Annotated in this window: 20 protein-coding genes; 14 read left to right on the top strand and 6 right to left on the bottom strand. The window is 63.8% G+C overall.

From position 1 onward, the window contains the following. From LDJ84_RS28485 to LDJ84_RS28460, 6 genes are all read left to right on the top strand, one after another. Positions 1-1,368, top strand: coding sequence for an aspartate aminotransferase family protein (locus LDJ84_RS28485; protein ID WP_024762142.1), 1,368 nt, complete (start codon positions 1-3; stop codon positions 1,366-1,368). 117 nt (positions 1,369-1,485) lie between these two features. Further along, positions 1,486-2,586 carry a polyamine ABC transporter substrate-binding protein gene (locus tag LDJ84_RS28480; RefSeq protein WP_038803551.1) on the top strand — a complete coding sequence of 367 codons (1,101 nt, stop codon included), beginning with the start codon at positions 1,486-1,488 and terminating at the stop codon, positions 2,584-2,586. A 228-nt stretch (positions 2,587-2,814) separates the two neighbouring features. After that, a complete protein-coding gene (locus LDJ84_RS28475) occupies positions 2,815-3,909 on the top strand; it encodes a polyamine ABC transporter substrate-binding protein (protein WP_065085314.1) in 1,095 nt (364 codons plus the stop codon). Positions 3,910-4,060: 151 nt separating this feature from the next. Next, positions 4,061-5,215 (top strand): ABC transporter ATP-binding protein, encoded by a 1,155-nt coding sequence (locus LDJ84_RS28470; RefSeq protein ID WP_024762144.1) that lies wholly within the window; start codon positions 4,061-4,063, stop codon positions 5,213-5,215. Between the two features lie 26 nt (positions 5,216-5,241). Next, the gene (locus tag LDJ84_RS28465; RefSeq protein WP_089285861.1) at positions 5,242-6,123 is read left to right on the top strand and encodes an ABC transporter permease subunit; all 882 of its coding nucleotides are present in this window, start codon (positions 5,242-5,244) and stop codon (positions 6,121-6,123) included. An 82-nt stretch (positions 6,124-6,205) separates the two neighbouring features. Beyond that, the gene (locus LDJ84_RS28460) at positions 6,206-7,078 is read left to right on the top strand and encodes an ABC transporter permease subunit (protein WP_024762146.1); all 873 of its coding nucleotides are present in this window, start codon (positions 6,206-6,208) and stop codon (positions 7,076-7,078) included. A gap of 406 nt (positions 7,079-7,484) precedes the next feature. On the opposite strand, the gene LDJ84_RS28455 is transcribed toward LDJ84_RS28460, so the two are convergent. Continuing rightward, positions 7,485-9,872, bottom strand: coding sequence for a penicillin acylase family protein (locus LDJ84_RS28455; protein ID WP_169887076.1), 2,388 nt, complete (start codon positions 9,870-9,872; stop codon positions 7,485-7,487). Between the two features lie 107 nt (positions 9,873-9,979). On the opposite strand from LDJ84_RS28455, the gene LDJ84_RS28450 reads away from it, so the two are divergent. Beyond that, positions 9,980-11,029 (top strand): AraC family transcriptional regulator, encoded by a 1,050-nt coding sequence (locus tag LDJ84_RS28450; RefSeq protein ID WP_024762148.1) that lies wholly within the window; start codon positions 9,980-9,982, stop codon positions 11,027-11,029. Positions 11,030-11,032: 3 nt separating this feature from the next. On the opposite strand, the gene LDJ84_RS28445 is transcribed toward LDJ84_RS28450, so the two are convergent. Together LDJ84_RS28445 and LDJ84_RS28440 are read right to left on the bottom strand one after the other, a co-directional pair. Further along, a complete protein-coding gene (locus LDJ84_RS28445) occupies positions 11,033-11,545 on the bottom strand; it encodes a transcriptional regulator (RefSeq protein ID WP_170859028.1) in 513 nt (170 codons plus the stop codon). 88 nt (positions 11,546-11,633) lie between these two features. Then, positions 11,634-12,209, bottom strand: coding sequence for a DUF6436 domain-containing protein (locus LDJ84_RS28440; protein WP_169887078.1), 576 nt, complete (start codon positions 12,207-12,209; stop codon positions 11,634-11,636). A gap of 123 nt (positions 12,210-12,332) precedes the next feature. On the opposite strand from LDJ84_RS28440, the gene LDJ84_RS28435 reads away from it, so the two are divergent. Beyond that, a complete protein-coding gene (locus tag LDJ84_RS28435; RefSeq protein ID WP_226045636.1) occupies positions 12,333-13,271 on the top strand; it encodes an alpha/beta hydrolase in 939 nt (312 codons plus the stop codon). Between the two features lie 153 nt (positions 13,272-13,424). Here LDJ84_RS28435 and LDJ84_RS28430 read toward each other — a convergent pair whose 3' ends face one another. Continuing rightward, the gene (locus LDJ84_RS28430) at positions 13,425-14,165 is read right to left on the bottom strand and encodes a hypothetical protein (RefSeq protein ID WP_024762152.1); all 741 of its coding nucleotides are present in this window, start codon (positions 14,163-14,165) and stop codon (positions 13,425-13,427) included. Between the two features lie 127 nt (positions 14,166-14,292). Between LDJ84_RS28430 and LDJ84_RS28425 the strand changes: the two genes are divergently transcribed. After that, positions 14,293-14,904: a 2OG-Fe(II) oxygenase gene (locus LDJ84_RS28425; RefSeq protein WP_413247437.1), complete on the top strand. Its 612-nt coding sequence runs from the start codon at positions 14,293-14,295 to the stop codon at positions 14,902-14,904. Positions 14,905-14,919: 15 nt separating this feature from the next. On the opposite strand, the gene LDJ84_RS28420 is transcribed toward LDJ84_RS28425, so the two are convergent. After that, entirely contained in the window at positions 14,920-15,468 is a 549-nt protein-coding gene (locus LDJ84_RS28420) for a DUF6160 family protein (RefSeq protein ID WP_024762154.1), read from the bottom strand. Positions 15,469-15,724: 256 nt separating this feature from the next. Between LDJ84_RS28420 and LDJ84_RS28415 the strand changes: the two genes are divergently transcribed. Continuing rightward, entirely contained in the window at positions 15,725-16,219 is a 495-nt protein-coding gene (locus LDJ84_RS28415) for a DUF523 domain-containing protein (RefSeq protein WP_037015473.1), read from the top strand. A 140-nt stretch (positions 16,220-16,359) separates the two neighbouring features. Then, a complete protein-coding gene (locus tag LDJ84_RS28410) occupies positions 16,360-16,791 on the top strand; it encodes a DUF4399 domain-containing protein (protein ID WP_024762155.1) in 432 nt (143 codons plus the stop codon). Between the two features lie 59 nt (positions 16,792-16,850). On the opposite strand, the gene serA is transcribed toward LDJ84_RS28410, so the two are convergent. Then, a complete protein-coding gene (serA, locus tag LDJ84_RS28405; RefSeq protein WP_024762156.1) occupies positions 16,851-18,080 on the bottom strand; it encodes a phosphoglycerate dehydrogenase in 1,230 nt (409 codons plus the stop codon). A 190-nt stretch (positions 18,081-18,270) separates the two neighbouring features. Between serA and LDJ84_RS28400 the strand changes: the two genes are divergently transcribed. The 3 genes from LDJ84_RS28400 (at position 18,271) to LDJ84_RS28390 (ending at position 21,497) form a co-directional block, all read left to right on the top strand. After that, positions 18,271-19,665, top strand: coding sequence for an FAD-binding oxidoreductase (locus LDJ84_RS28400; RefSeq protein ID WP_024762157.1), 1,395 nt, complete (start codon positions 18,271-18,273; stop codon positions 19,663-19,665). A 160-nt stretch (positions 19,666-19,825) separates the two neighbouring features. After that, positions 19,826-20,491, top strand: a complete 666-nt coding sequence (locus tag LDJ84_RS28395) for a fumarylacetoacetate hydrolase family protein (RefSeq protein ID WP_024762158.1) — start codon at positions 19,826-19,828, stop codon at positions 20,489-20,491. Positions 20,492-20,576: 85 nt separating this feature from the next. After that, positions 20,577-21,497 (top strand): SdiA-regulated domain-containing protein, encoded by a 921-nt coding sequence (locus LDJ84_RS28390; RefSeq protein WP_024762159.1) that lies wholly within the window; start codon positions 20,577-20,579, stop codon positions 21,495-21,497.

The raw sequence follows: 21,497 nt of genomic DNA, 5'->3' as shown, positions 1-21,497 counted from the left end.
ATGACTAACCAGACCAGCGCCAACACCCAACACTGGCAGGCGCTCAGCCGCGATCACCACCTGGCTCCGTTCACCGACTACAAGCAGCTGAACGAGAAGGGTGCGCGCATCATCACCAAGGCCGAAGGCGTGTACCTGTGGGACAGCGAGGGCAACAAGATCCTCGACGGCATGGCTGGCCTGTGGTGCGTGAACGTCGGTTACGGTCGCAAGGAACTTGCTGAAGCCGCCTACAAGCAGATGCAGGAACTGCCCTACTACAACCTGTTCTTCCAGACCGCACACCCGCCGGTACTGGAGCTGTCCAAGGCCATCGCCGACATCGCTCCCGAAGGCATGAACCACGTGTTCTTCACCGGCTCGGGTTCGGAGTCCAACGACACCGTGCTGCGCATGGTCCGCCACTACTGGTCGATCAAGGGTCAGCCGCAGAAGAAGGTGGTCATCGGCCGCTGGAACGGCTACCACGGCTCCACCGTCGCCGGCGTCAGCCTGGGCGGCATGAAGGCGCTGCACGAGCAGGGTGACCTGCCGATCCCGGGTATCGAGCACATCGCCCAGCCTTACTGGTTCGGCGAAGGCGGCGACATGGACCCGGAAGAGTTCGGCGTCTGGGCTGCCGAGCAGCTGGAGAAGAAGATTCTCGAAGTCGGCGAAGACAAGGTCGCCGCCTTCATCGCCGAGCCCCTGCAGGGCGCGGGTGGCGTGATCGTTCCGCCGAAAACCTACTGGCCGAAGATCCGCGAGATCCTCGCCAAGTACGACATCCTGTTCATCGCTGACGAAGTGATCTGTGGTTTCGGCCGTACCGGCGAATGGTTCGGCAGCCAGTACTTCGGCAACGCCCCGGACCTGATGCCGATCGCCAAGGGCCTGACCAGCGGTTACATCCCCATGGGCGGTGTGATCGTTCGCGACGAGATCGTCCATACCCTGAATGAGGGTGGCGAGTTCTACCACGGCTTCACTTACTCTGGTCACCCGGTAGCCGCTGCGGTGGCGCTGGAGAACATCCGCATCCTGCGCGAAGAGAAGATCGTCGAGCGAGTGAAGAGCGAAACGGCACCGTATTTGCAACAACGCTGGCAAGAGCTGGCCGACCATCCCCTGGTAGGCGAAGCCCGCGGGGTAGGCCTGGTGGCAGCACTGGAGCTGGTGAAGAACAAGAAGACCCGCGAGCGCTTCGAAGGCAAGGGTGTCGGGATGCTGTGCCGCGAGCACTGCTTCCGCAACGGTCTGATCATGCGCGCGGTGGGAGACACTATGATTATCTCGCCGCCGCTGGTGATCGAGAAATCGCAGATCGATGACCTGATCACCCTGGCGCGCAAGTGCCTCGATCAAACCGCCGCAGCCGTTCTGTCTTGAGTCTTTCACCAGACCTTTGACAGACTGCGCCTGTGCGTTGGCCAGGCTCACCGGGTGGTGACGGAAGGAGATGTCCACGCCACCCGGAACATCAAAAAAACAAACGGAGCTACCCGCATGTTCAAGACCTTCGGCAAATCCCTGCTCGCTGTAACGCTGGCAGGCGCTGTGGCTGGTATGGCGCAGGCTGATGACAAGGTGCTGCACGTCTACAACTGGTCGGACTACATCGCGCCGGACACGGTCGACAAGTTCACCAAGGAAACCGGTATCAAGGTCGTCTACGACGTCTACGACAGCAACGAAGTGCTGGAAGCCAAGCTGCTGGCCGGCAAGTCGGGCTACGACATCGTGGTGCCGTCCAACTCCTTCCTGGCCAAGCAGATCAAGGCGGGTGTGTATGTGCCGCTGGACAAGTCCAAGCTGCCGAACTGGAAGAACCTGAATCCGGACATCATGAAGACCCTGGAGATCAGCGACCCGGGCAACCAGTACGCGATCCCCTACATGTGGGGCACCATCGGCATCGGCTACAACCCGGACAAGGTCAAGGCCGCGCTGGGCGACAACGCCCCGGTGGACTCCTGGGACCTGGTGTTCAAGCCGGAAAACATTCAGAAGCTGAAGGCCTGCGGCGTGAGCTTCCTCGACTCGCCGACCGAAATGATCCCGGCAGCCCTGCACTACCTGGGCTACAAGCCCGATAGTCAGGACCCCAAAGAGCTCAAGGAAGCCGAGGCACTGTTCCTGAAGATTCGTCCGTACATCTCCTACTTCCACTCCTCCAAGTACATTTCCGATATCGCCAACGGCAACATCTGCGTGGCCATCGGTTACTCGGGTGACGTGTACCAGGCCAAGTCCCGCGCTGAAGAAGCCAAGAACAAGGTCACTGTGAAGTACAACATTCCGAAGGAAGGTGCTGGCGCGTTCTTCGACACCGTTGCCATTCCGAAGGATGCCGAGAACCAGGAAGCTGCGCTGAAGTGGATCAACTTCCTGCTCGAGCCGGCTGTCATGTCCGAGATCACCAACGTCGTGCAGTTCCCGAACGGCAACGCCGCGGCCACCCCGATGGTGAACGAGGCGATCCGCAACGACCCGGGCGTGTATCCGACTCCGGAAACCATGAAGAAGCTGTACGCCTTCCCGGATCTGCCGGCGAAGACCCAGCGTCTGATGACCCGCAGCTGGACCACCATCAAGTCCGGCAAGTAATCGGGTAGTCGCTGCCGCCTGACGCGGCAGCGGATGGTCCGGGACCGCGGCGGGGGAGTGCCCTTCCTCGCCGCTACCGGCAGCAACAAACAGCTTCCATCGGTGGAATGGCTGCGCAGGCCCTGGCGCTCTCGTGCTGATGAAGGGTTCGGCGCTATCCACGGACCGGCCGTCGAAACCCCGGCAGCAACCGACAGAAGTAGTAAAAAACAACGAGAGGACTCACGTGTGCGCATTCCCTTCCGCAGAACCCTGATCGCTGCAGTCTCCGTCCTCGGCCTGACTTCGCAGGTGCAGGCGCAAGAGACCGTCCACATCTACAACTGGTCGGACTACATCGGTGAAACCACCCTCGCCGATTTCGAGAAGGAAACCGGTATCAAGCCGGTGTACGACGTCTTCGACTCCAACGAAACCCTGGAAGGCAAGCTCCTGGCCGGTCGCACCGGTTATGACGTGGTCGTGCCGTCCAACCACTTCCTCGGTCGCCAGATCAAGGCCGGTGCGTTCCAGAAGCTGGACAAGAGCCAGCTGCCGAACTGGTCGAACCTCGACCCGCACCTGATGAAACAGCTCGAGGCCAACGACCCGGGCAACGAGTACGGCGTGCCGTACCTGTGGGGCACCAACGGCATCGGCTACAACGTCGACAAGGTCAAGGCCGTGCTGGGTGTCGACAAGATCGATTCGTGGGCTGTGCTGTTCGAGCCCGAGAACATGAAGAAGCTCAGCCAGTGCGGCGTCGCCTTCCTCGATTCGGGCGACGAGATGATGCCGGCTGTGCTCAAGTACCTGGGGTTGGACCCCAATAGCACCAATCCGGACGACTACAAGAAGGTGGAAGAGAAGCTGATGGCGGTGCGCCCATACGTCACCTACTTCCATTCCTCCAAGTACATTTCCGACCTGGCCAACGGCAACATCTGCGTGGCGGCCGGTTTCTCCGGTGACGTATTCCAGGCCGCCAACCGCGCCAAGGAAGCCGGCAAGGGCGTGAACATCGCCTACGCCATTCCCAAGGAAGGCGCCAACCTCTGGTTCGACATCCTCGCCATTCCGAAGGATGCCTCCAACCCGAAGGCAGCCCATGCGTTCATCAACTACCTGCTCAAACCCGAAGTGATCGCCAAGGTCAGCGATTACGTCGGTTACGCCAACCCGAACCCCAAGGCTGGCGAATTCATGGATGAGTCCGTGCGCAACAATCCTGAGGTGTACCCATCCCAGGAGGTTCTCGACAAACTCTTCGTGCAGCATGAGCTGCCGCCGAAGACCCTGCGCCTCATGACCCGTTCCTGGACCAAGATCAAGTCAGGCAAGTAAGGCGGATTTCCCCCAATCCGTCCGCGCGGGCACGGAGCGTCGGAGAGCCCCTCGAAAGGTTTTCCGACGCACGTAAACTGCGCCAGCCCTGAGTAATACCAAGCATGCCCGGCCGCGGGGGCCGGGCCTCTATGATTTGGGAGTTGTGGTAATGGCAATAGCCTCCGGTGCCTACAAGAAAGCCTTGAGTGGCGACCAGAAACCGAAAGAGGTTCTGGTAAAAATCGACCGGGTCAGCAAGCAGTTCGACGAAACGCTGGCTGTGGACAGCGTGACCCTGGACATCAAGAAGGGCGAGATCTTCGCCCTGCTGGGTGGTTCGGGTTCGGGCAAGTCGACCCTGCTTCGCATGCTGGCTGGTTTCGAGCGTCCCACTGAAGGTCGCATCTTCCTCGATGGCCAGGACATTACCGACCTGCCGCCCTATGAGCGGCCGATCAACATGATGTTCCAGTCGTACGCCCTGTTCCCCCACATGAGCGTGGCGCAGAACATCGCTTTCGGCCTCAAGCAGGACGGCCTGCCCAAGGCAGAGATCGACAAGATCGTCGACGAGATGCTCAAGCTCGTACAGATGACCCAGTACGCCAAGCGCAAGCCGCACCAGCTCTCCGGTGGCCAGCGCCAGCGCGTGGCCCTGGCCCGTTCCCTGGCCAAGCGTCCGAAGCTGCTGCTGCTCGACGAGCCCATGGGCGCGCTGGACAAGAAGCTGCGTTCGCAAATGCAGCTGGAACTGGTGGAGATCATCGAGCGCGTAGGCGTGACCTGCGTGATGGTGACCCACGACCAGGAAGAGGCCATGACCATGGCCCAGCGCATCGCCATCATGCACCTGGGTTGCATCGAGCAGATCGGCAGCCCGATGGACATCTACGAGACGCCGGCCAGCCGCCTGATCTGCGAGTTTATCGGCAACGTCAACCTGTTCGACGGCGAGATCGTCGAAGACCTGCAGGACCACGCGGTGATCGCCTGCCCGCAGCTGGAAAACCCGATCTACATCGGCCACGGCATCAGCACCCGTGCCGAGAACAAGCGCATCACCTACGCGCTGCGCCCGGAAAAGGTCATGGTCAGCGCGCAGAAGCCCGCCGACCTTGAGCACGAAGGCTTCAACGTTGCCCAGGGCACCGTGCATGACATCGCCTACCTGGGCGGCCACTCGGTGTACTACATCAAGCTGGCTTCGGGCTTCATCGTCCAGGCCTTCATGGCCAACGCCGAGCGCCACGTGGCGCGTCCGACCTGGGACCAGCCGGTTTACATCAGCTGGTACGACGACAGCGGTGTGGTACTGCAATCATGAACATCAGCAAATCGCTCATGAAACGCCTGCCGAACGGCCGGCATGCCGTGATCGGTGTGCCGTTCTTCTGGCTGTTCCTGTTCTTCCTGCTGCCCTTCGCCATCGTGCTGAAGATCAGTCTGGCAGCCGCAGACGTGGCCATTCCGCCGTACACCGAAGTGTTCCAGTACGCCGACCAGACCCTCCAGGTCGTGATGAACCTGGGCAACTACCTGATGCTGACGGACGACCCGCTCTACATCGACGCCTACCTGGGCTCGCTGAAGATGGCGGCGATCAGCACATTCCTCTGCCTTGTGATCGGTTATCCGATGGCCTACGCCATCGCCCGCGCCAGCAAGGAAATGCAGACCGTCCTGCTGCTGCTGATCATGATGCCGACCTGGACGGCGATCCTGATCCGCGTGTACGCCTGGATGGGCATCCTGTCCAACAACGGCCTGCTCAACAGCTTCCTGATGTGGCTGGGTATCATCAACGAGCCGCTGACGATCCTGAACACCAACTTCGCGGTGTACATCGGCATCGTCTACTCGTACCTGCCCTTCATGGTCATGCCGCTCTACGCCAACCTGGTGAAGCACGACATGAGCCTGCTCGAAGCCGCGTCCGACCTCGGCGCGCGCAGCTTCACCAGCTTCTGGAAGATCACCGTCCCGCTGTCCAAGAACGGCATCATCGCCGGCTGCATGCTGGTGTTCATCCCGGCGGTGGGCGAGTTCGTGATTCCGGAACTGCTCGGCGGCCCCGAGACGCTGATGATCGGCAAGGTGCTGTGGCAGGAGTTCTTCAACAACCGTGACTGGCCGGTGGCGTCTGCCCTTGCCGTGGTGATGCTGGCCATCCTGATCATCCCCATCATTCTCTTTAACAAGAACCAGGCTAAAGAGCTGGAGGGCAAGGTATGAGTTTCTTCAAGGCAATCTGCCCATCATTCTCTTTAACAGACTCTTTACCCACGAGCCTGGCTAAAGAGCTGGAGGGCAAGGTATGAACAAGCGTTGGTCGTTCTCCAACATCATGCTGGTGTTGGGCCTGCTCTTCATCTACGTGCCGATGATCATCCTGGTCATCTACTCCTTCAACGGCTCCAAACTGGTGACCGTGTGGGGCGGCTGGTCGGTGAAGTGGTACGTCGGCCTGCTGGACAACCAGCAGCTCGTTGGCTCGGTGTTCCGCTCGCTGGAGATCGCCTGCTACACCGCGATCTCCTCGGTAGCCCTGGGTACCCTGGCCGCCTTCGTGCTGACCCGCATCCCGCGCTTCCGTGGCCGTACGCTGTTCGGCGGCATGGTGACCGCGCCGCTGGTCATGCCCGAGGTCATCACCGGTCTGTCGCTGCTGCTGCTGTTCGTCGCCATGGCCCAGCTGATCGGCTGGCCGCAGGAACGCGGCATCGTGACCATCTGGATCGCCCACACCAGCTTCTGCTCGTCCTACGTAGCGGTGGTGGTGTCGGCACGCCTGCGCGAACTGGACCTGTCCATCGAGGAAGCGGCCATGGACCTGGGCGCCAAGCCCTGGAAAGTGTTCATGCTGATCACCATCCCGATGATCGCCCCGTCGCTGGCGGCGGGCGGCATGATGTCCTTCGCCCTGTCGCTGGATGATCTGGTACTGGCCAGCTTCGTCTCCGGTCCTGGCTCCACCACCCTGCCGATGGAAGTGTTCTCCGCCGTGCGCCTGGGCGTGAAGCCGGAGATCAACGCCGTCGCCAGCCTGATCCTGCTGACCGTTTCGCTGTTCACCTTCTTCGCCTGGTACTTCACCCGTCAGGCCGAGGAACGTCGCAAGCGCGCGATCCAGGAAGCCATGGAGTCCAACGCGACCGACTGGCAGAAGGGTTCGACAGCCACCGCCTGACGCCGTCTTGTCGGCCGGTAGTATCCGGCGATTGTCGAACCACGGGCCACCTTCGGGTGGCCCGTGTTTTTTGCTCACACGTTATTCCGAAGTGCTTGGAAGACTTGGGTTTATCGGAAAAATCCGTGGGTAGGAAAGCGCAACTCCCAGCGGATTGCGATCTACGCTTTAAACGTTCGGTTGCGCTTTCCGGTCTCCCCCGAACCAGGACCGGGGCGCGCCGCCGGCAAACTTCCAGTGACGCCTTTTGGCACTCCGTGCGGGAGACGGCGCCCAATACAACACCCCGATCGTTATCCCTTGGGGAAATAACGCGCCAGGGAGCTTCGGCATCTCCCGCAACACTCTCTACATGCACCCATGAAAAACCCCGCAGGAGCGGGGTTTTTCATTTTCGGCAGGCAACTCAGCGACGGACGGGGATCAGCCGCAGGATGCCCTTGGTGTTGGCCTTCACCTCGTTTTCATCGTAGTGCTGCGGCAGGTACTGGCCTTCGATGTAGGCTTCGGCCTGGTCGTCGTAGTGCTTGTCGAAGGGCACGCCGCTCTGGCCCACCGGGTTGATGCCCAGGCTGTGGGCCGGGTCGGCGAAGTCGATCAGGCGACGGGTGGACGGGCCGTAGACCACCTGCCAGGGTGCCGGGCCGACGCGGGCGGAGAGGTTGTTCGGTACCTCGTGGCCGCCCGGCGCGGCGAATGGGCCGACATTGAAGAGGCGATCCAGCGGCTTCTGCTGGCCCAGCGGGTGGCCGTGGGTCAGGGTGTGCGCCTTACCCCACAGCCACTGTTTCGAGTCCTGGCCGAGGGTGGTGCGCAGATGCGCCAGGCTGCCTTTCCAGGCGGCCTTGACGATATCCGCGCGAGTTTCCTTCTGCGGCGTCTTGCGGTTGTCCCACCAGGGCGAGCCCTCGTCGGCGGCCAGGCGCGGCAGGGCCACGTCGAGCACGCGGGTGGACAGCAGGTTGTCGAAGAAGGCGTCGCCCATCTCGTCGCGCATGGCGCCGTCTGCCACCTGGTAGAGGAGCTGGTTGAACAGCGTGGCGGTCACGGAGTCCAGCGGATGGTCGCCCTGCCAGTTGGCCAGGCTCTCCACCAGCGCCTTCTCTTCGTCGGTTGCCGCGGCTTCACGCAGGATCGGCAGCAGCGGCTTGAGGAAGCGCGGGCCATAGCCGGTGGCGGTGTCCAGTTGCAGCGCCTGGCTGTTCTGCAGGTCCCATTTCACCGAATCGTCGGACAGGCGCTTGTTCAGTTGCTGACCGCGGTCGGGCAGGTTGTAGTAGCCCGGCACCGGGCGACCGTTGGCCGGTACCGGCTGGAAGTTGGCCGAGACGATGTAGCCGCGCGCCGGGTTTTCTTCCTGCGGGTTCTCGCTGAAGGGGTAGAAGCCGGTCTTGTCGGCCTGGCCGCTGGCGCCGTCGAGCAGGAAGTTCGGGTTGACCCCGTCCGGGCGTACCGGCAATTGCGCCGATGCCCACCAGCCGATGTCGCCGCGGGCGTTGGCCCATACCACGTTGAGGCCCGGCGACTGGATCTTCGAAGCCGCCGTGCGGGCCTTGGCAAGGGTATCGGCGCGGTTCAGCTCGTAGAAGGCATCGAGGATCGGGTTCTGGGTTTCCAGGAAGGCCCACCACATGGCCACCGGTGTCTTGCCCGCGGCAGTGCCCAGCGCGTCATTGACCAGCGGACCGTGGGGCGAGCTGCGCAGGGTGATCTTCACTGGCGCCTCGCCTTTCACGGCGATGCTCTGCTCCTCGCTCTTCAGGTCCACCCACTGGCCGTGGTACCAGACCTGGTTGGGGTTGTCCGGGTTGACCTTCTCGGCGACCAGGTCGACGTCGTCGTTCTGGAACATGGTCAGGCTCCAGCCGAACTGCAGGTTATGGCCCAGCGAGGCGAACGGGTTGAGCGCCTGGTAGTGGCCGTACAGCTCGAACCCCGGCGCGCTGGCCTGCATCTCGTACCACACTGCCGGCACGGCGAAGCGGATGTGTGGGTCACCCGCCAGCAGCGGCTTGCCGCTCTTGGTGCGGCTGCCGGACACGGCCCAGGCGTTGCTGCCTTCGAACTGCGGCAGGCCGGCCTTCTCCAGGGCCGCGTGGCTGAGCTGGGCGATGGCGCTCATGTCCTGCCAGTCGGCGGCGGCCAACGGGGACGGCGTGAGGACGCCGTTGGGGTGCCAGTCGAGGTCGAAGACTTTCAGGTAATCCGCGCCCAGTTGGTCGCGCACGTAGGTCAGCACCGGTTCGGTACGGAAGGCGGCGGCGAAGCTGTAGGCCATGTAGCCGGCGACGCTGACGGTGTCCTCGGGCGTGAAGGGGCGCTTGGGTATGCCGAGGATGTCGAACTCCACCGGGCGCGGGTGGCTGTCCTGGAACTGGTTGACGCCATCGAGGTAGGCGACCAGGGCCTTCCAGGCCGGGGAATTCTTGTCCTGCGTCTTCACATACTCCGCCGCGTGGTCGCGGATGCGCAGGCTACGGAACATGCGGTCGGTGTCCACCAGCTTGGGCCCGAGCACTTCGGCCAGCTCGCCGCGGGACAGGCGCCGCAGTATTTCCATCTGGAACAGCCGGTCCTGGGCATGCACGTAACCGATCGCCCGGTACATGTCCTCCTCGCTGCCGGCCTTGATGTGCGGCACGCCACGCTCGTCGTAGCGAACCGTGACTTCGCTGGCGAGGCCGGCCAGCGGCAGTTGTCCGTCGCGTACCGGCTGCTTGCCGTGCAGGTACCAGCCAGCGCCCGCCGCGGCAGCGACGACAACGACAGCGAGGACAGTCAAAGTGCGTTTCATGGGGCAACTCCTTGTTGTTATGCGGCGATTCTGCAAAGGAAGTTGCATGGCGTTCATTGACCAAATGCCTCATGGCTGGAACTCTTCGGTCAATCCCAGGAGGAAGCATGTCCGCCCCAGAGCTGAATTTCCCGGCAGCGCCAGCCATGACTCAGTCCGCCACCCTGCGCCGCCAGTTGTACGAGGCGCTGTCCGTGCTGGGCTTCGATCCGACCGACATCTACCGCCAGGCCTTGCAGAAGGTCCGCCTGCCGCCGCCGGCGCAGAGTGGCCGGCTGGTACATGACGATGCCCCGCTATTCTGGACGACCCTCGACGACATCACCGGCGATCCCGACATCGGCCTGCACCTGGGCGAGGCGATGAGGCCGCGTCTGCTCGATGTGGTCGGCTACCTGCAGATGGCCAGCGGCGACCTGCGCGAGGCGCTGCAGAGCTTCCTGCGTTTCCAGCACATCCTCTCCGGTGGCTTCGCCGCACAGATGCATGAAGAGGGCGACCGGGTACGGCTGATCCTCGACCTCAACTACCTGGGCATCAGCAACCTGCGGCAGCAGATGGAGTGCCTGATGCTGCTGTTTCTCAAGCAGCTGGCGCTGATCACCGACGATGAGTTCCGTGTCCAGGCCGTGGAGTTCCGCCACCCCCAGCCACGCCGCCTGAGCGAGCACCGACGGCTGTTCGGCCTGACGCCCAGCTTCGGCAAGCCCCATGACGCCTTGCTCTTCGACCGGGCCCTGCTGGCGAGGCCTTCGCGTACCGGCAACCCGGTGCTGCACCGCCTGCTCACCGAGCATGCGCGAGAACAGCTGGGCACGCTGGACGAGAACGACCTGCTCAATCGCCTGCGCTACCTGATTGGCATCCGCCTGGGGGAGGGGGAGTGCACCCTGCAAAGTTGTGCTCGCGAACTGGGCGTGCGCGCAGGGCTGCTGCAGCGCAACCTGGCGAGCCGGGCGCAGACGTTCAGGGAGGTGCGCGAGGAAGTACGCCGGCAGCGTGCGGCGCAGTTGCTGGAGCAGGGCGTGGCGATTCGCGAGGTGGCGCGGGCCTGCGGGTTTGCCGAGGTGTCGCCGTTCTATCGTGCCTTCAGGCGCTGGTATTCGGTGCCGCCCGAGCGCTATCGCCAGCGCCTGCGAGGCGGCACCGAAGGCTGAGGGCTACTCGGCCAGCGGGATTTCGCGGCTGACTTCCAGCAGCGCCATCGCGTCCAGCTGGTCTTCGATCTGCAGGAAGCGCAGCGCGCGCTGCGGCGAGACTTCCTTGGCGATGCGCTTGAGGTATTTCTCCTTGAGATCCTGGCGGTCGTCCTGCAGCTCCAGCACCTGTTTCTGCAGTTTCGCTGCCTCGTCGTTGCTCACCGAGCCGGTGTTATAGCTGTTGGCGTAGTCGATGATGATCGCCAGCGTCTGCTTGCTCAGCTTGTCCGCCTCGGTGCGGTAGCTGTTGTAGATCGGCCAGAACTTCTCAGTCTCCTGCGGGGTGAGCTTCATGTTGGCTTCGACGATGCGCTTGCGCTTGTAGTCGATGTCGGCGATGCGGTTGTTGATGGCCTGCTTGTGCTGCTCCATGACTTGGCTGCTGCTGGGGGTATCTTCGGCGTGGGCGGCCAGGGGCAGGGCGAACCCGGTGGAGAGAGCGGCGCAGAAGGCGAAGGCGGAATGAAGACGCATGCGAAAAGCTCCTTGGTGACGATCAGCCCTTCATGGGCCGGCGAACCAAGTGTAGTCACGGATTGGCCATCGTCTTCGTTGATGCGGCTCAGTGCTTCGTTTCGTCCCACGGGCAATAGCAGCCCACGGCCAGGGTGTGGGTCGCGTTGACCTGGCGCCCCTGCACCAGCGCGTCGAGGATCGGTTCGATGAAGCTGTTGCCCGAGGTGCACACCGCCCCTTCGCTGTAGGGCCCGAAATAGGCCAGCTCGCCCTGGGCGTTCCAGATCGCCACGGCGGGGCTGGCCGGCAATTGCCCGGCGCCGGGCAGTGAGTCCAGCGCGCGCATGGCGCTGAGCGTGTCGGGCAGGTGGCCGCGGGTGCCTGGCTTCTGCACGGCGAAGAATTCCACGCCCTGCGGGCCGAAGCGCTGGATCAGCTCGGCGAGGTGCTGCTGGTTGCCGACGTTGCACGGGCAGGCCGGGTCCCAGAAATGCACCAGGCGGATCTTTCCGGGACCGGCCAGCTGCGCGGGCAGCATCAGGTGGTCGCCGGAGAACAGCTGCGGCTGATGGCTGAAGGGGCGGATGAAGCGGTTCTCGTACCACCAGTAGGTGGCGAGCAGCGTGCCCAGGCAGAGCGCGGCAATCAGCCAGGTAAGCAGCGACTTTTGACGTGAGGACATGGCAGCGACCAGTGACAGAGTCGGTAAGATAGCCGACAAGCTTGCCACGGGGGCGGGCGCGGCAGAATATCCGGCTGCTCCGCGCGCTCCTTCCGTTACCCGCCTGCCAGAAGCGAAACGCCCATGCCTGAAGCCTTCCAGCCCGATCTGCTGCGCACCCTGCTGCGACCTCTGACCGCAGAGGCGAACGAAGTCGGCATCGCGCTGTACCAGCATTTCTACGGCCTGGACCTGCATGGGCGCCACCCGGGACTGCAGAGCCGCCTGGGCACCTTCGAGGCCGGGGGCTACCAGATCGCCGCGCAGTACTGGCGGCCGGTGCTGGCGCGGGGGACGGTGGTGCTGCTGCATGGCTATTACGACCACATGGGGCTGTACCGCCACGTGATCGACTGGGCGCTGGACATGGGCTTCGCGGTGCTGGCCTGCGACCTGCCGGGCCACGGCCTGTCCGGTGGCGCGGCTGCCAGCATTGGCGACTTCGCCGAGTACCAGATAGTGCTGGGCGCACTGCTCAACCAGGCCCAGGCGCTGGACCTGCCGCAACCCTGGCACCTCTGTGGGCAGAGCACCGGCGGGGCGATATTGCTGGATTACCTGCTCACCGGCGCGCTCCGTCCGGAACTCGGGCGGACCATCCTGCTGGCGCCATTGGTGCGGCCCCGGGCCTGGGGCTGGTCGAAATTCAGCTATCAGTTGCTGCGACCGTTCGTGGACTCGATTCCGCGACGGTTCAGCGAGAACTCCAGCGACGCCGAATTCCTCGCCTTCCTGCGTGATCGCGATCCGCTGCAGCCGAAGATCCTGCCGACGGCCTGGGTGGGCGCACTGGCGCGCTGGATTCCGCGTATCGAGGCCGCCGGCCATGGCGCGCAGAGCCTGCTGGTGGTGCAGGGCGACGCCGACGAGACGGTGGACTGGCGCTACAACCTGAAGGTGCTGGAAGACAAGTTCGAGAAGATCGAATGCCTGCTGCTGACCGGCGCGCGTCACCACCTGGCGAACGAGAGCGAGACGCTGCGCAGACGTTACTTCGATTTTCTCAGTGAGCGGATGGCATAGCCGGGGGGGGACGCGGGGCGAAGTCGCTGTAGTCGAGGGTGTGTCCTTCACTCCATGCGCCATGATCCTCAGGCGCCACCCTCTGTACAGCGGGCGCCATTCTAGGGGGAGCGCTTCTCGGAGTGGTCCGCTAGGACGGTAAGGTTATTCCTATCATTGCCCGCTGGAGGAAACGCTTAATCCGGCCTTAAGGGCGGCCAGTGCGGCGCGGTAATATTCGCGCCCGGCTGGCGACTCGCTGAAATCGGCGAACTGGCCCAGCTCGGCATCGCTCAGACCGCGATAGACGTACAGCAGGGTGTTGTCGAGATCGGCGCCAATCTGCCCCATCAGCTTCTGCCGCTGGCCTTCGAGCATGCCCTGGGTAGTGCCGCCGCCGAGCAGGCCGGGGAGCATCTGGCTGAGGCTGTCGGCGGCCACGCTGGCCAGCGCCAGGCTCACTTCGGCACCGGCTTCGCGGGCCGGCAGCACCTGGCTCAGGCGGTGGGCGATCTGCTTGCGCGCATCGCTGGCCTGCTGGCGTGGCAGGCCGTTGGCGTACTTCTGCAACTGATCGCTGCGAGTGGCCAGGGTCTCGGCGCCGGCGACCTTGCGGCCCAGCGGGGATTCGAAGAAGTTCACCGCCGCGGAGCTGTCCGGTAGGTTCTGGCGCAGGCCGTTGAGGGCGCGCTGGTCGATGTCGGCGGGGGCGAAGCGCTGGTTGCTGTTGTCCACCAGCGTCTGGTACAGCGCCGGCGGCAGATTGCCCTGGTAACGCTTCTGCGCGGCGTGCAGGGCGTCATTGAAGTGCGCTCGCTGTTCCGGCCAGCCGGCGGCCTGGTACAGGCGCTGGTAGTTGTCGGCCAGGGCAGGCATGCCCAGTACAAGAAGGGTGAGGGCCAGCAGTACGCGCATTGCAACTCCTTTTGGGCGGCAGGGTTCGCTCGCCGGGGGCTATTGTCGGCAAGGCTTGCCCCGCTTGTCGAGACACTGGCGCCGGACGTTACAATACGCGATGCATTTCGACGCCCCTTCTCCATTCATGCAAGGCCCCCTCCTGAAAAACATCGTTGACGACCTCGCCGAGAAGGGCTGGTCGCAGCAGGACGCCTTCCTTCCCGATGCCCTGATCGCTGAGCTGGCGACGGAATGCCGTGCCCGTGACGCAGCCGGCAAGCTGGCCGCTGCGGCCATCGGCCGGGGCGATGGGCAGGCCGTGCGCGAAGGTATTCGCGGCGACCGCATCCAGTGGCTCGAGCCCGGCCAGTCCAAGGCCTGCGACCTTTACCTGGGGGCGCTGGACGAGTTGCGCCGGCAGATCAATCGCTCCTTGTACCTGGGGTTGGAAGACTTCGAAGGGCACTTCGCGCTCTACCCGCCGGGCGCCTTTTATCAGAAGCATCTCGATCGCTTCCGCGACGACGATCGTCGCACTGTCTCGGCGGTGTTCTACCTGAATCGGGATTGGTCGGTGGAGCAGGGCGGCGAACTACGCATGTACTTCCCCGACGAACGGACGCTGGACCTGCCGCCACTGGCCGGCCGGCTGGTGGTGTTCCTCTCCGGCGAATTCCCCCATGAGGTGCTGCCGGCCAGTCACGAGCGCCTCTCGCTCACCGGCTGGTTCCGCCGCCGCGGTGACGCTCCGCTCTGAGGCGTCCGTGTGGGGTCAGTGCCCCCAGATCTTCAGTGTGCCGCTGATGTCCTGGATATCGCGCACTTCGATGGTTCCCAGCCGTCCTCCGCCCACGTAAAGATCGCCGGTCACCCGCATCCGGATGGTCTGCGACGGCAGGCCGCTCGCATTCAGCTGCTGGTTGATGGTGGTGAGATCCGGCAGGGTCAGTGCCAGTTGCTGCTGGCCGCCAGCGCCCTGCACCACATCCACCTGCAGGGTCGGTTGCTCGATGCCGAAGATCGGCAGGCTCAGGCCCAGTTGGGCGGGGCCGTAGGGCAGGTTGCCACCGCGGCCGTCCGGGCAGTCGCCGGCATTCACGCAACCGTTGTCGATGAACACGTTGCGCAGCGAGACGCTGCCGCCGTCGTCCTTCCAGGCCACGCTGTCCATGTGCGCCAGCACGTCGGTGCGGATGCTGATGCCGTCCTGGCCGGTGACGGCGCCCAAGTGTTCGTTGTCCAGCGCCTGGAGCTCGGCGAAAGCCAAGGGCAGGTAGGACAGCGCAGCGAAGGTGGCGGTGCAGAGCAAGAAGCGAGGCATGAGGGAGGCTCCATGGCGATTGGCCGATGCGCGAGTCTGGGCGGCTGCCTGCGGGGCAGCCAGTGCCGGGCGGCTGTTCCCGTCGAAGGTTGTGTTTCAGCACAGTGCCGACGGCCGGCGAGCCGCTCAAGAACCCGACTTTCGGCGGGGCGGAAACCTGTTGCGACACACGGTCCGATGAAAGTTGCGTTACCCGGCGTGACCGCCAAACGGCGAGCGGCTAGTCTGTCCCCTTCCCAAAGGGAGTGATTCGCCCATGCAGAAGGTTCTCGTCAGCCGCTGCCTGCTTGGCCATCGCGTCCGTTACGACGGCGGTGCGCACGGGCCGTTCGACCTGCTATCGCGCTGGCTGGACCAGGGGCGGGTGGTGGCGCTGTGCCCGGAAGTCGCCGGCGGCCTGCCGACGCCCCGCGCTCCGGCAGAGATCCCCGGAGGCCAGGGCATGGCCGTTCTGGAACGTGTTCGGCCGGTGGTGACAGTGGACGGCGAGGACGTCAGCGACGCCTTCCTGCTCGGCGCCGAGGAAGCCATGGCACTGGTGCGTCGCCACGATATCCGACTGGCGGTGCTCAAGGCGCGCAGCCCCTCCTGCGGCAACCGCGAGAACTACGACGGCAGCTTCAGCGGGCGGAAGGTCGTTGGCGAAGGTGTGACCGCCGCTGCGCTCAAGCGCATGGGCGTTCTGGTGTTCAGCGAGGAAGAGCTGGATGCCGCCGCCGTCTGCCTGGCCGGGCTGGAAGCCGGAGGCTAGAGCACTCTGCGTCACTCGAAGATGCACTATTTTGCTTGAGCCTCGCGCCGCGGCGCCTATGCTTGTGCGTTCCATGCGTGAGGCAAGGCCGGCCTGAGCGGGTCCTTCGCCTTTCGATTTCCATGTAGAAGGAGAAGAACATGAGAACCCTGCTGCCTTGCCTGGGCCTTGCCGCGCTGCTCGCCGGCACCTCTGCCGTTGCCGCCGATATCCCGCGTACCCCGGCTCCGGAAGGCGCGAAGGTGTACTTCATCGAGCCGGTCGACGGTGCCACGGTGGACAAGACCTTCACCGTCAAATTCGGCCTCAAGGGCATGGGCGTCGCGCCGGCGGGCGTGGACTCGCCAGCCACCGGCCACCACCACCTGCTGATCGACCTCAAGGAGCAGCCGGTGATGAACCTGCCGCTGCCGATGACCGACCAGATCAAGCATTTCGGCAAGGGCCAGACCGAGACCCAGGTGACGCTGCCGCCGGGCAAGCACACCCTGCAACTGCTGGTAGGCGACAAGAACCACGTGCCGTTCGACCCGCCGGTGGAGTCGCAGCAGATCACCGTCAATGTGAAGTGATCTTTCTCCAGGCATGAAAAAAGGAGGCCGAAGCCTCCTTTTTTCTGACCGGGCTGCGCTTAGAACAGCACGCGGCTGCGGATGGTGCCGTTGACGTGCTGCAGCTTCTCCAGCGCCAGGTCCGAGTATTCGGCGTCGACGTCGATCACCACGTAGCCGACCTTGTCGTTGGTCTGCAGGTACTGGCCGGAGATGTTGATGCCGTTGTCGGCGAACACCTTGTTGATCTCGCTCATCACACCCGGGATGTTCTCGTGGATGTGCAGCAGGCGGTGCTTGCCCGGGTGCGACGGCAGGGCGACTTCCGGGAAGTTGACGGAAGATACCGAGGTACCGTTGTCGCTGTACTTGACCAGCTTCTCGGCCACTTCCAGGCCGATGTTGGCCTGGGCTTCGGCAGTGGAGCCGCCGATGTGCGGGGTCAGGATCACGCGATCCAGGCCGCGCAGCGGGCTTTCGAACTCGTCGTCGTTGGACTTGGGTTCGACCGGGAACACGTCGATGGCGGCGCCGATCAGGTGCTCGTCCTTGATCGCGGCGGCCAGGTGGTCCAGCTCGACCACGGTGCCGCGGGCGGCGTTGATCAGGATGCCGCCTTTCTTGATAGCGCGGATTTCCTTCTCACCGATCATCCACTGGGTGGACGGCAGTTCCGGCACGTGCAGCGAGACGATGTCGGACATGCCGAGCAGCTCGTGCAGGTTGCCGACCTGCTGGGCATTACCCAGCGGCAGCTTGGTCACGACATCGTAGAAGTACACCTGCATCCCTAAGGCTTCGGCCAGGACCGAGAGCTGGGTGCCGATCGAGCCGTAGCCGACGATGCCCAGCTTCTTGCCGCGGATCTCGAAGGAGTTGGCGGCGGACTTGATCCAGCCGCCACGGTGGCAGGAGGCGTTCTTTTCCGGGATGCCGCGCAGCAGCAGGATGGCTTCGGCCAGCACCAGTTCGGCGACCGAGCGGGTGTTGGAGTAGGGCGCGTTGAACACGGCGATGCCGCGCTCGCGGGCCGCGTTCAGGTCGACCTGGTTGGTGCCGATGCAGAAGCAACCAACGGCGATCAGCTTCTTGGCAGCGTCGAAGACTTCTTCGGTCAGCTGGGTGCGGGAGCGGATACCGATGAAGTGGGCATCGGCAATCTTTTCCTTCAGCTCGTCACCGGACAGTGCGGTCTTGAGGTACTCGATGTTGGAGTAGCCGGCCGCCTTGAGGGTGTCGACGGCGTTCTGGTGCACGCCTTCAAGGAGAAGGAATTTGATCTTGCTCTTGTCGAGAGAAGTCTTGCTCATCTGCTTTGAACCTGTAGTCCCGGGATGTGGCGAGAAATTGAACAGCTCAGGCCGGACCGGCCGGTGCCAAGCTTGGCGCCAGGTGGCGATCTGCGTGGGGTGCGTATGCTAGCATGTTCTCCCTTTTCCTTGCCCGGTTGCGACCTGAGCTGTTCTCAGGACGACCATGAACCATTTGAGAGTTCCTCCAATGACCCGCGACGCCCTGATCGAATCGCTCAAGCCCCTGCTGGATGCCGGGAAGCTGCTGACAGACGCCGATTCCCTCGACACCTACGGCAAGGATTGGACCAAGCATTTCGCCCCGGCGCCCCTGGCGATCGCCTTCCCCAAGAGCACCGAGCAGGTCCAGGCCATCGTCCGCTGGGCCAACGAGCACAAGGTCGCGCTGGTTCCCTCGGGTGGCCGTACCGGGCTCTCCGCCGCTGCCGTCGCCGCCAATGGCGAAGTGGTCGTGGCCTTCGACTACATGAACAAGATCGTCGAATTCAACGAATTCGACCGCACCGCGGTCTGCCAGCCGGGCGTGATCACCAAGCAGCTGCAGACCTTCGCCGAAGAGCACGGCCTCTATTACCCGGTGGACTTCGCATCGTCCGGTTCCAGCCAGATCGGCGGCAACATCGGCACCAATGCCGGCGGGATCAAGGTCATTCGCTACGGCATGACCCGCAACTGGGTGGCCGGCATGAAGGTCGTCACCGGCAAGGGCGACCTGCTGGAGCTGAACAAGGATCTGATCAAGAACGCCACCGGCTACGACCTGCGCCAGCTGTTCATCGGCGCCGAAGGCACCCTGGGCTTCGTGGTCGAGGCCACCATGCGCCTGGAGCGCCAGCCGAAGAACCTCACCGCGATGGTCCTCGGCACCCCGGACTTCGATTCGATCATGCCGGTGCTGCATGCCTTCCAGAGCAAGCTGGACCTGACCGCCTTCGAGTTCTTCTCCGACAAGGCCCTGGCCAAGATCATGGCCCGTGGCGACGTACCGCCGGCCTTCGAGACCGATTGCCCGTTCTACGCGCTGCTGGAATTCGAAGCGACCACCGAGGAAGTGGCCAACGAGGCGCTGGCGACTTTCGAACATTGTGTAGAGCAGGGCTGGGTGCTGGACGGCGTGATGAGCCAGAGCGAGCAGCAGCTGCAGAACCTGTGGAAGCTGCGCGAGTACATCTCCGAGACCATCTCCCACTGGACGCCGTACAAGAACGACATCTCGGTCACCGTGAGCAAGGTCCCGGCCTTCCTCAAGGACATCGATACCATCGTCGAAGCCAACTACCCCGACTTCGAAGTGGTGTGGTTCGGCCACATCGGCGACGGCAACCTGCACCTGAACATCCTCAAGCCCGAGAACCTGAGCAAGGACGAGTTCTTCGCCAAGTGCGCGACCGTCAACAAGTGGGTGTTCGAGACCGTGCAGAAGTACAACGGCTCGATCTCCGCCGAGCACGGCGTGGGCATGACCAAGCGCGATTACCTGGGTTACTCTCGCTCCGAGGCTGAAATCGGCTACATGAAGGCGGTCAAGGCGGTGTTCGACCCGAACGGGATCATGAACCCCGGCAAGATCTTCGCCGAATAAGCTGCGGTATCCAGAAGGGCCGGTTCTCTGGGATAGAGGGGCCGGCCCTTCGCACGTCAGCGTCACGGGAAGTGGCGCGTACGCCGGCAGGATGCGGGCAACTGTGCGGGATCACGAGCCCCGCGCGGATCATCTCTTCCATCCGTTGCAGGAGTCGGTCATGAGTTACCAGCATCAGTACGTCGATGGCACCCCGATCCATTTCACCCTGGGCAAGGTGGTGTGCGTCGGCCGCAATTACGCGGAGCACGCCAAGGAGCTGAACAACCCGGTGCCGACCGAGCCGCTGCTATTCATCAAGCCCGGTTCCTGCACGGTTTCCCAGGCTGGCGGTTTCTCCATTCCCGAGGACCGCGGCTCGGTGCATTACGAGGCGGAAATCGCCGTGCTGATCGGCAAGCCGCTGTCGCGCAAGCCGAGTGCCGAGGAAGTGCTGGACGCCATTTCCGGCTACGCCCCGGCCCTGGACCTGACCCTGCGCGACGTGCAGGCCAAGCTGAAGGAAAAGGGCCTGCCGTGGGAACTGGCCAAGTCCTTCGACGGCGCCTTCGTGCTGGCGCCCTTCGTCAGCGCCGACCACTTCCCGGACCCGACGGACATCGGCATCCGCCTGACCATCGACGGCGAAGTCCGCCAGGACGGCAACAGCCGCGACATGCTCAACCCCATCGTGCCGCTGATCCAGCACATCTGCGGCCATTTCTCGCTGCAGCCGGGCGACGTGGTGTCCACCGGCACGCCGGTCGGTGTCGGCCCGCTCAAGAGCGGCAGTGACGTGGTGCTGGAACTTCCCGGCGCCAGCCGATTCGAAAGCCGCGTGCTTTAACTCCGTTGTCCCGCCGAAGGCCGCCGATTGTGCGGCCTTCGCTTGTTGCGGGATGCCTTGCCCGTGCTGATCAACAAGAGTCGCCATGACCATGTCCGTCCTTCGTCCTCGCTGGCTGTTGCTGGCCTTGCTGTTCATCCTGATTGTGCTCGGCTACCTGACATCCCGCTTCCACTGGGATGACCGTGCGCGTCTCTGGTTGCGCGAGCAGGACACCAGCACTCAGGCGCGCTCGGAAAGCATCTGGTTGCCCGGTTATCGGGCGGTCATCCAGGCCAAACCTCTCAAGGGCGGCATCGAGGGGCAGGAGACCTCCGACCTGGCCTACAACCCGGTGACCCGCACCCTGTTCACCGTGACCGGCAAGAAGCCGCTGCTGGCCGAACTGTCGCTCACCGGGGATGTGCTGCGGGTGATTCCGTTGCTGGGCATGTCGAACCCGGAAGGCGTGGCGGTGCTGGAAAACGGCAATATCGCCGTGACCGACGAGCGCCAGAATTCCCTGACCATCTTCCATGTCGACCCGCAGACCCGCGAGCTGAGCACCGCAAAGTTGTCCAGCTTCGATCTCGGCCCGCGCGGCAAGAAGAACAAGGGCATCGAGGGTATCGCCTGGGACCCACGGCAGCATCGCCTGGTGCTGGGCCAGGAACGTGACCCGCTGGCGCTGTTCAGCCTCGCCAGCGACGGCGGGGCCAGCTTGAACGGTGCGCTCCAGCCCCTGCCCAGTGATCTGCTGATGACCAACGTCTCGGCGCTGAGCATCGACCCGCGCACCGGCCATACCCTGGTGCTGTCGGCGGAGTCGCACCTGCTGCTGGAGCTTGACGAGAAGGGCGAGCCGATCAGCTTCATCAGCCTGCTCGGGGGACTCAACGGCCTGGATGATCGGATCCCGCGTGCCGAGGGCGTCGCCATCGACGAGCAGGGCACCATCTACATGGTCAGCGAGCCTGACCTCTTCTACGTGTTCAAGCGCGAGGCGCAGTCCGGCGAGGGGAACTGA

The organism is Pseudomonas sp. HS-18 (assembly GCF_020401845.1).
Lineage (GTDB): Bacteria > Pseudomonadota > Gammaproteobacteria > Pseudomonadales > Pseudomonadaceae > Pseudomonas > Pseudomonas nitroreducens.
This window is presented reverse-complemented; position numbering and strand designations above follow the sequence as displayed.

Coding starts and splice junctions, on each gene's coding strand:
- LDJ84_RS28485 (WP_024762142.1), top strand. CDS start 1: ATGACTAACCAGACCAGCGCCAACACCCAACACTGGCAGGCGCTCAGC.
- LDJ84_RS28480 (WP_038803551.1), top strand. CDS start 1,486: ATGTTCAAGACCTTCGGCAAATCCCTGCTCGCTGTAACGCTGGCAGGC.
- LDJ84_RS28470 (WP_024762144.1), top strand. CDS start 4,061: ATGGCAATAGCCTCCGGTGCCTACAAGAAAGCCTTGAGTGGCGACCAG.
- LDJ84_RS28460 (WP_024762146.1), top strand. CDS start 6,206: ATGAACAAGCGTTGGTCGTTCTCCAACATCATGCTGGTGTTGGGCCTG.
- LDJ84_RS28455 (WP_169887076.1), bottom strand. CDS start 9,872: ATGAAACGCACTTTGACTGTCCTCGCTGTCGTTGTCGTCGCTGCCGCG.
- LDJ84_RS28450 (WP_024762148.1), top strand. CDS start 9,980: ATGTCCGCCCCAGAGCTGAATTTCCCGGCAGCGCCAGCCATGACTCAG.
- LDJ84_RS28445 (WP_170859028.1), bottom strand. CDS start 11,545: ATGCGTCTTCATTCCGCCTTCGCCTTCTGCGCCGCTCTCTCCACCGGG.
- LDJ84_RS28440 (WP_169887078.1), bottom strand. CDS start 12,209: ATGTCCTCACGTCAAAAGTCGCTGCTTACCTGGCTGATTGCCGCGCTC.
- LDJ84_RS28435 (WP_226045636.1), top strand. CDS start 12,333: ATGCCTGAAGCCTTCCAGCCCGATCTGCTGCGCACCCTGCTGCGACCT.
- LDJ84_RS28430 (WP_024762152.1), bottom strand. CDS start 14,165: ATGCGCGTACTGCTGGCCCTCACCCTTCTTGTACTGGGCATGCCTGCC.
- LDJ84_RS28425 (WP_413247437.1), top strand. CDS start 14,293: ATGCAAGGCCCCCTCCTGAAAAACATCGTTGACGACCTCGCCGAGAAG.
- LDJ84_RS28420 (WP_024762154.1), bottom strand. CDS start 15,468: ATGCCTCGCTTCTTGCTCTGCACCGCCACCTTCGCTGCGCTGTCCTAC.
- LDJ84_RS28415 (WP_037015473.1), top strand. CDS start 15,725: ATGCAGAAGGTTCTCGTCAGCCGCTGCCTGCTTGGCCATCGCGTCCGT.
- LDJ84_RS28410 (WP_024762155.1), top strand. CDS start 16,360: ATGAGAACCCTGCTGCCTTGCCTGGGCCTTGCCGCGCTGCTCGCCGGC.
- serA (WP_024762156.1), bottom strand. CDS start 18,080: ATGAGCAAGACTTCTCTCGACAAGAGCAAGATCAAATTCCTTCTCCTT.
- LDJ84_RS28400 (WP_024762157.1), top strand. CDS start 18,271: ATGACCCGCGACGCCCTGATCGAATCGCTCAAGCCCCTGCTGGATGCC.
- LDJ84_RS28395 (WP_024762158.1), top strand. CDS start 19,826: ATGAGTTACCAGCATCAGTACGTCGATGGCACCCCGATCCATTTCACC.
- LDJ84_RS28390 (WP_024762159.1), top strand. CDS start 20,577: ATGACCATGTCCGTCCTTCGTCCTCGCTGGCTGTTGCTGGCCTTGCTG.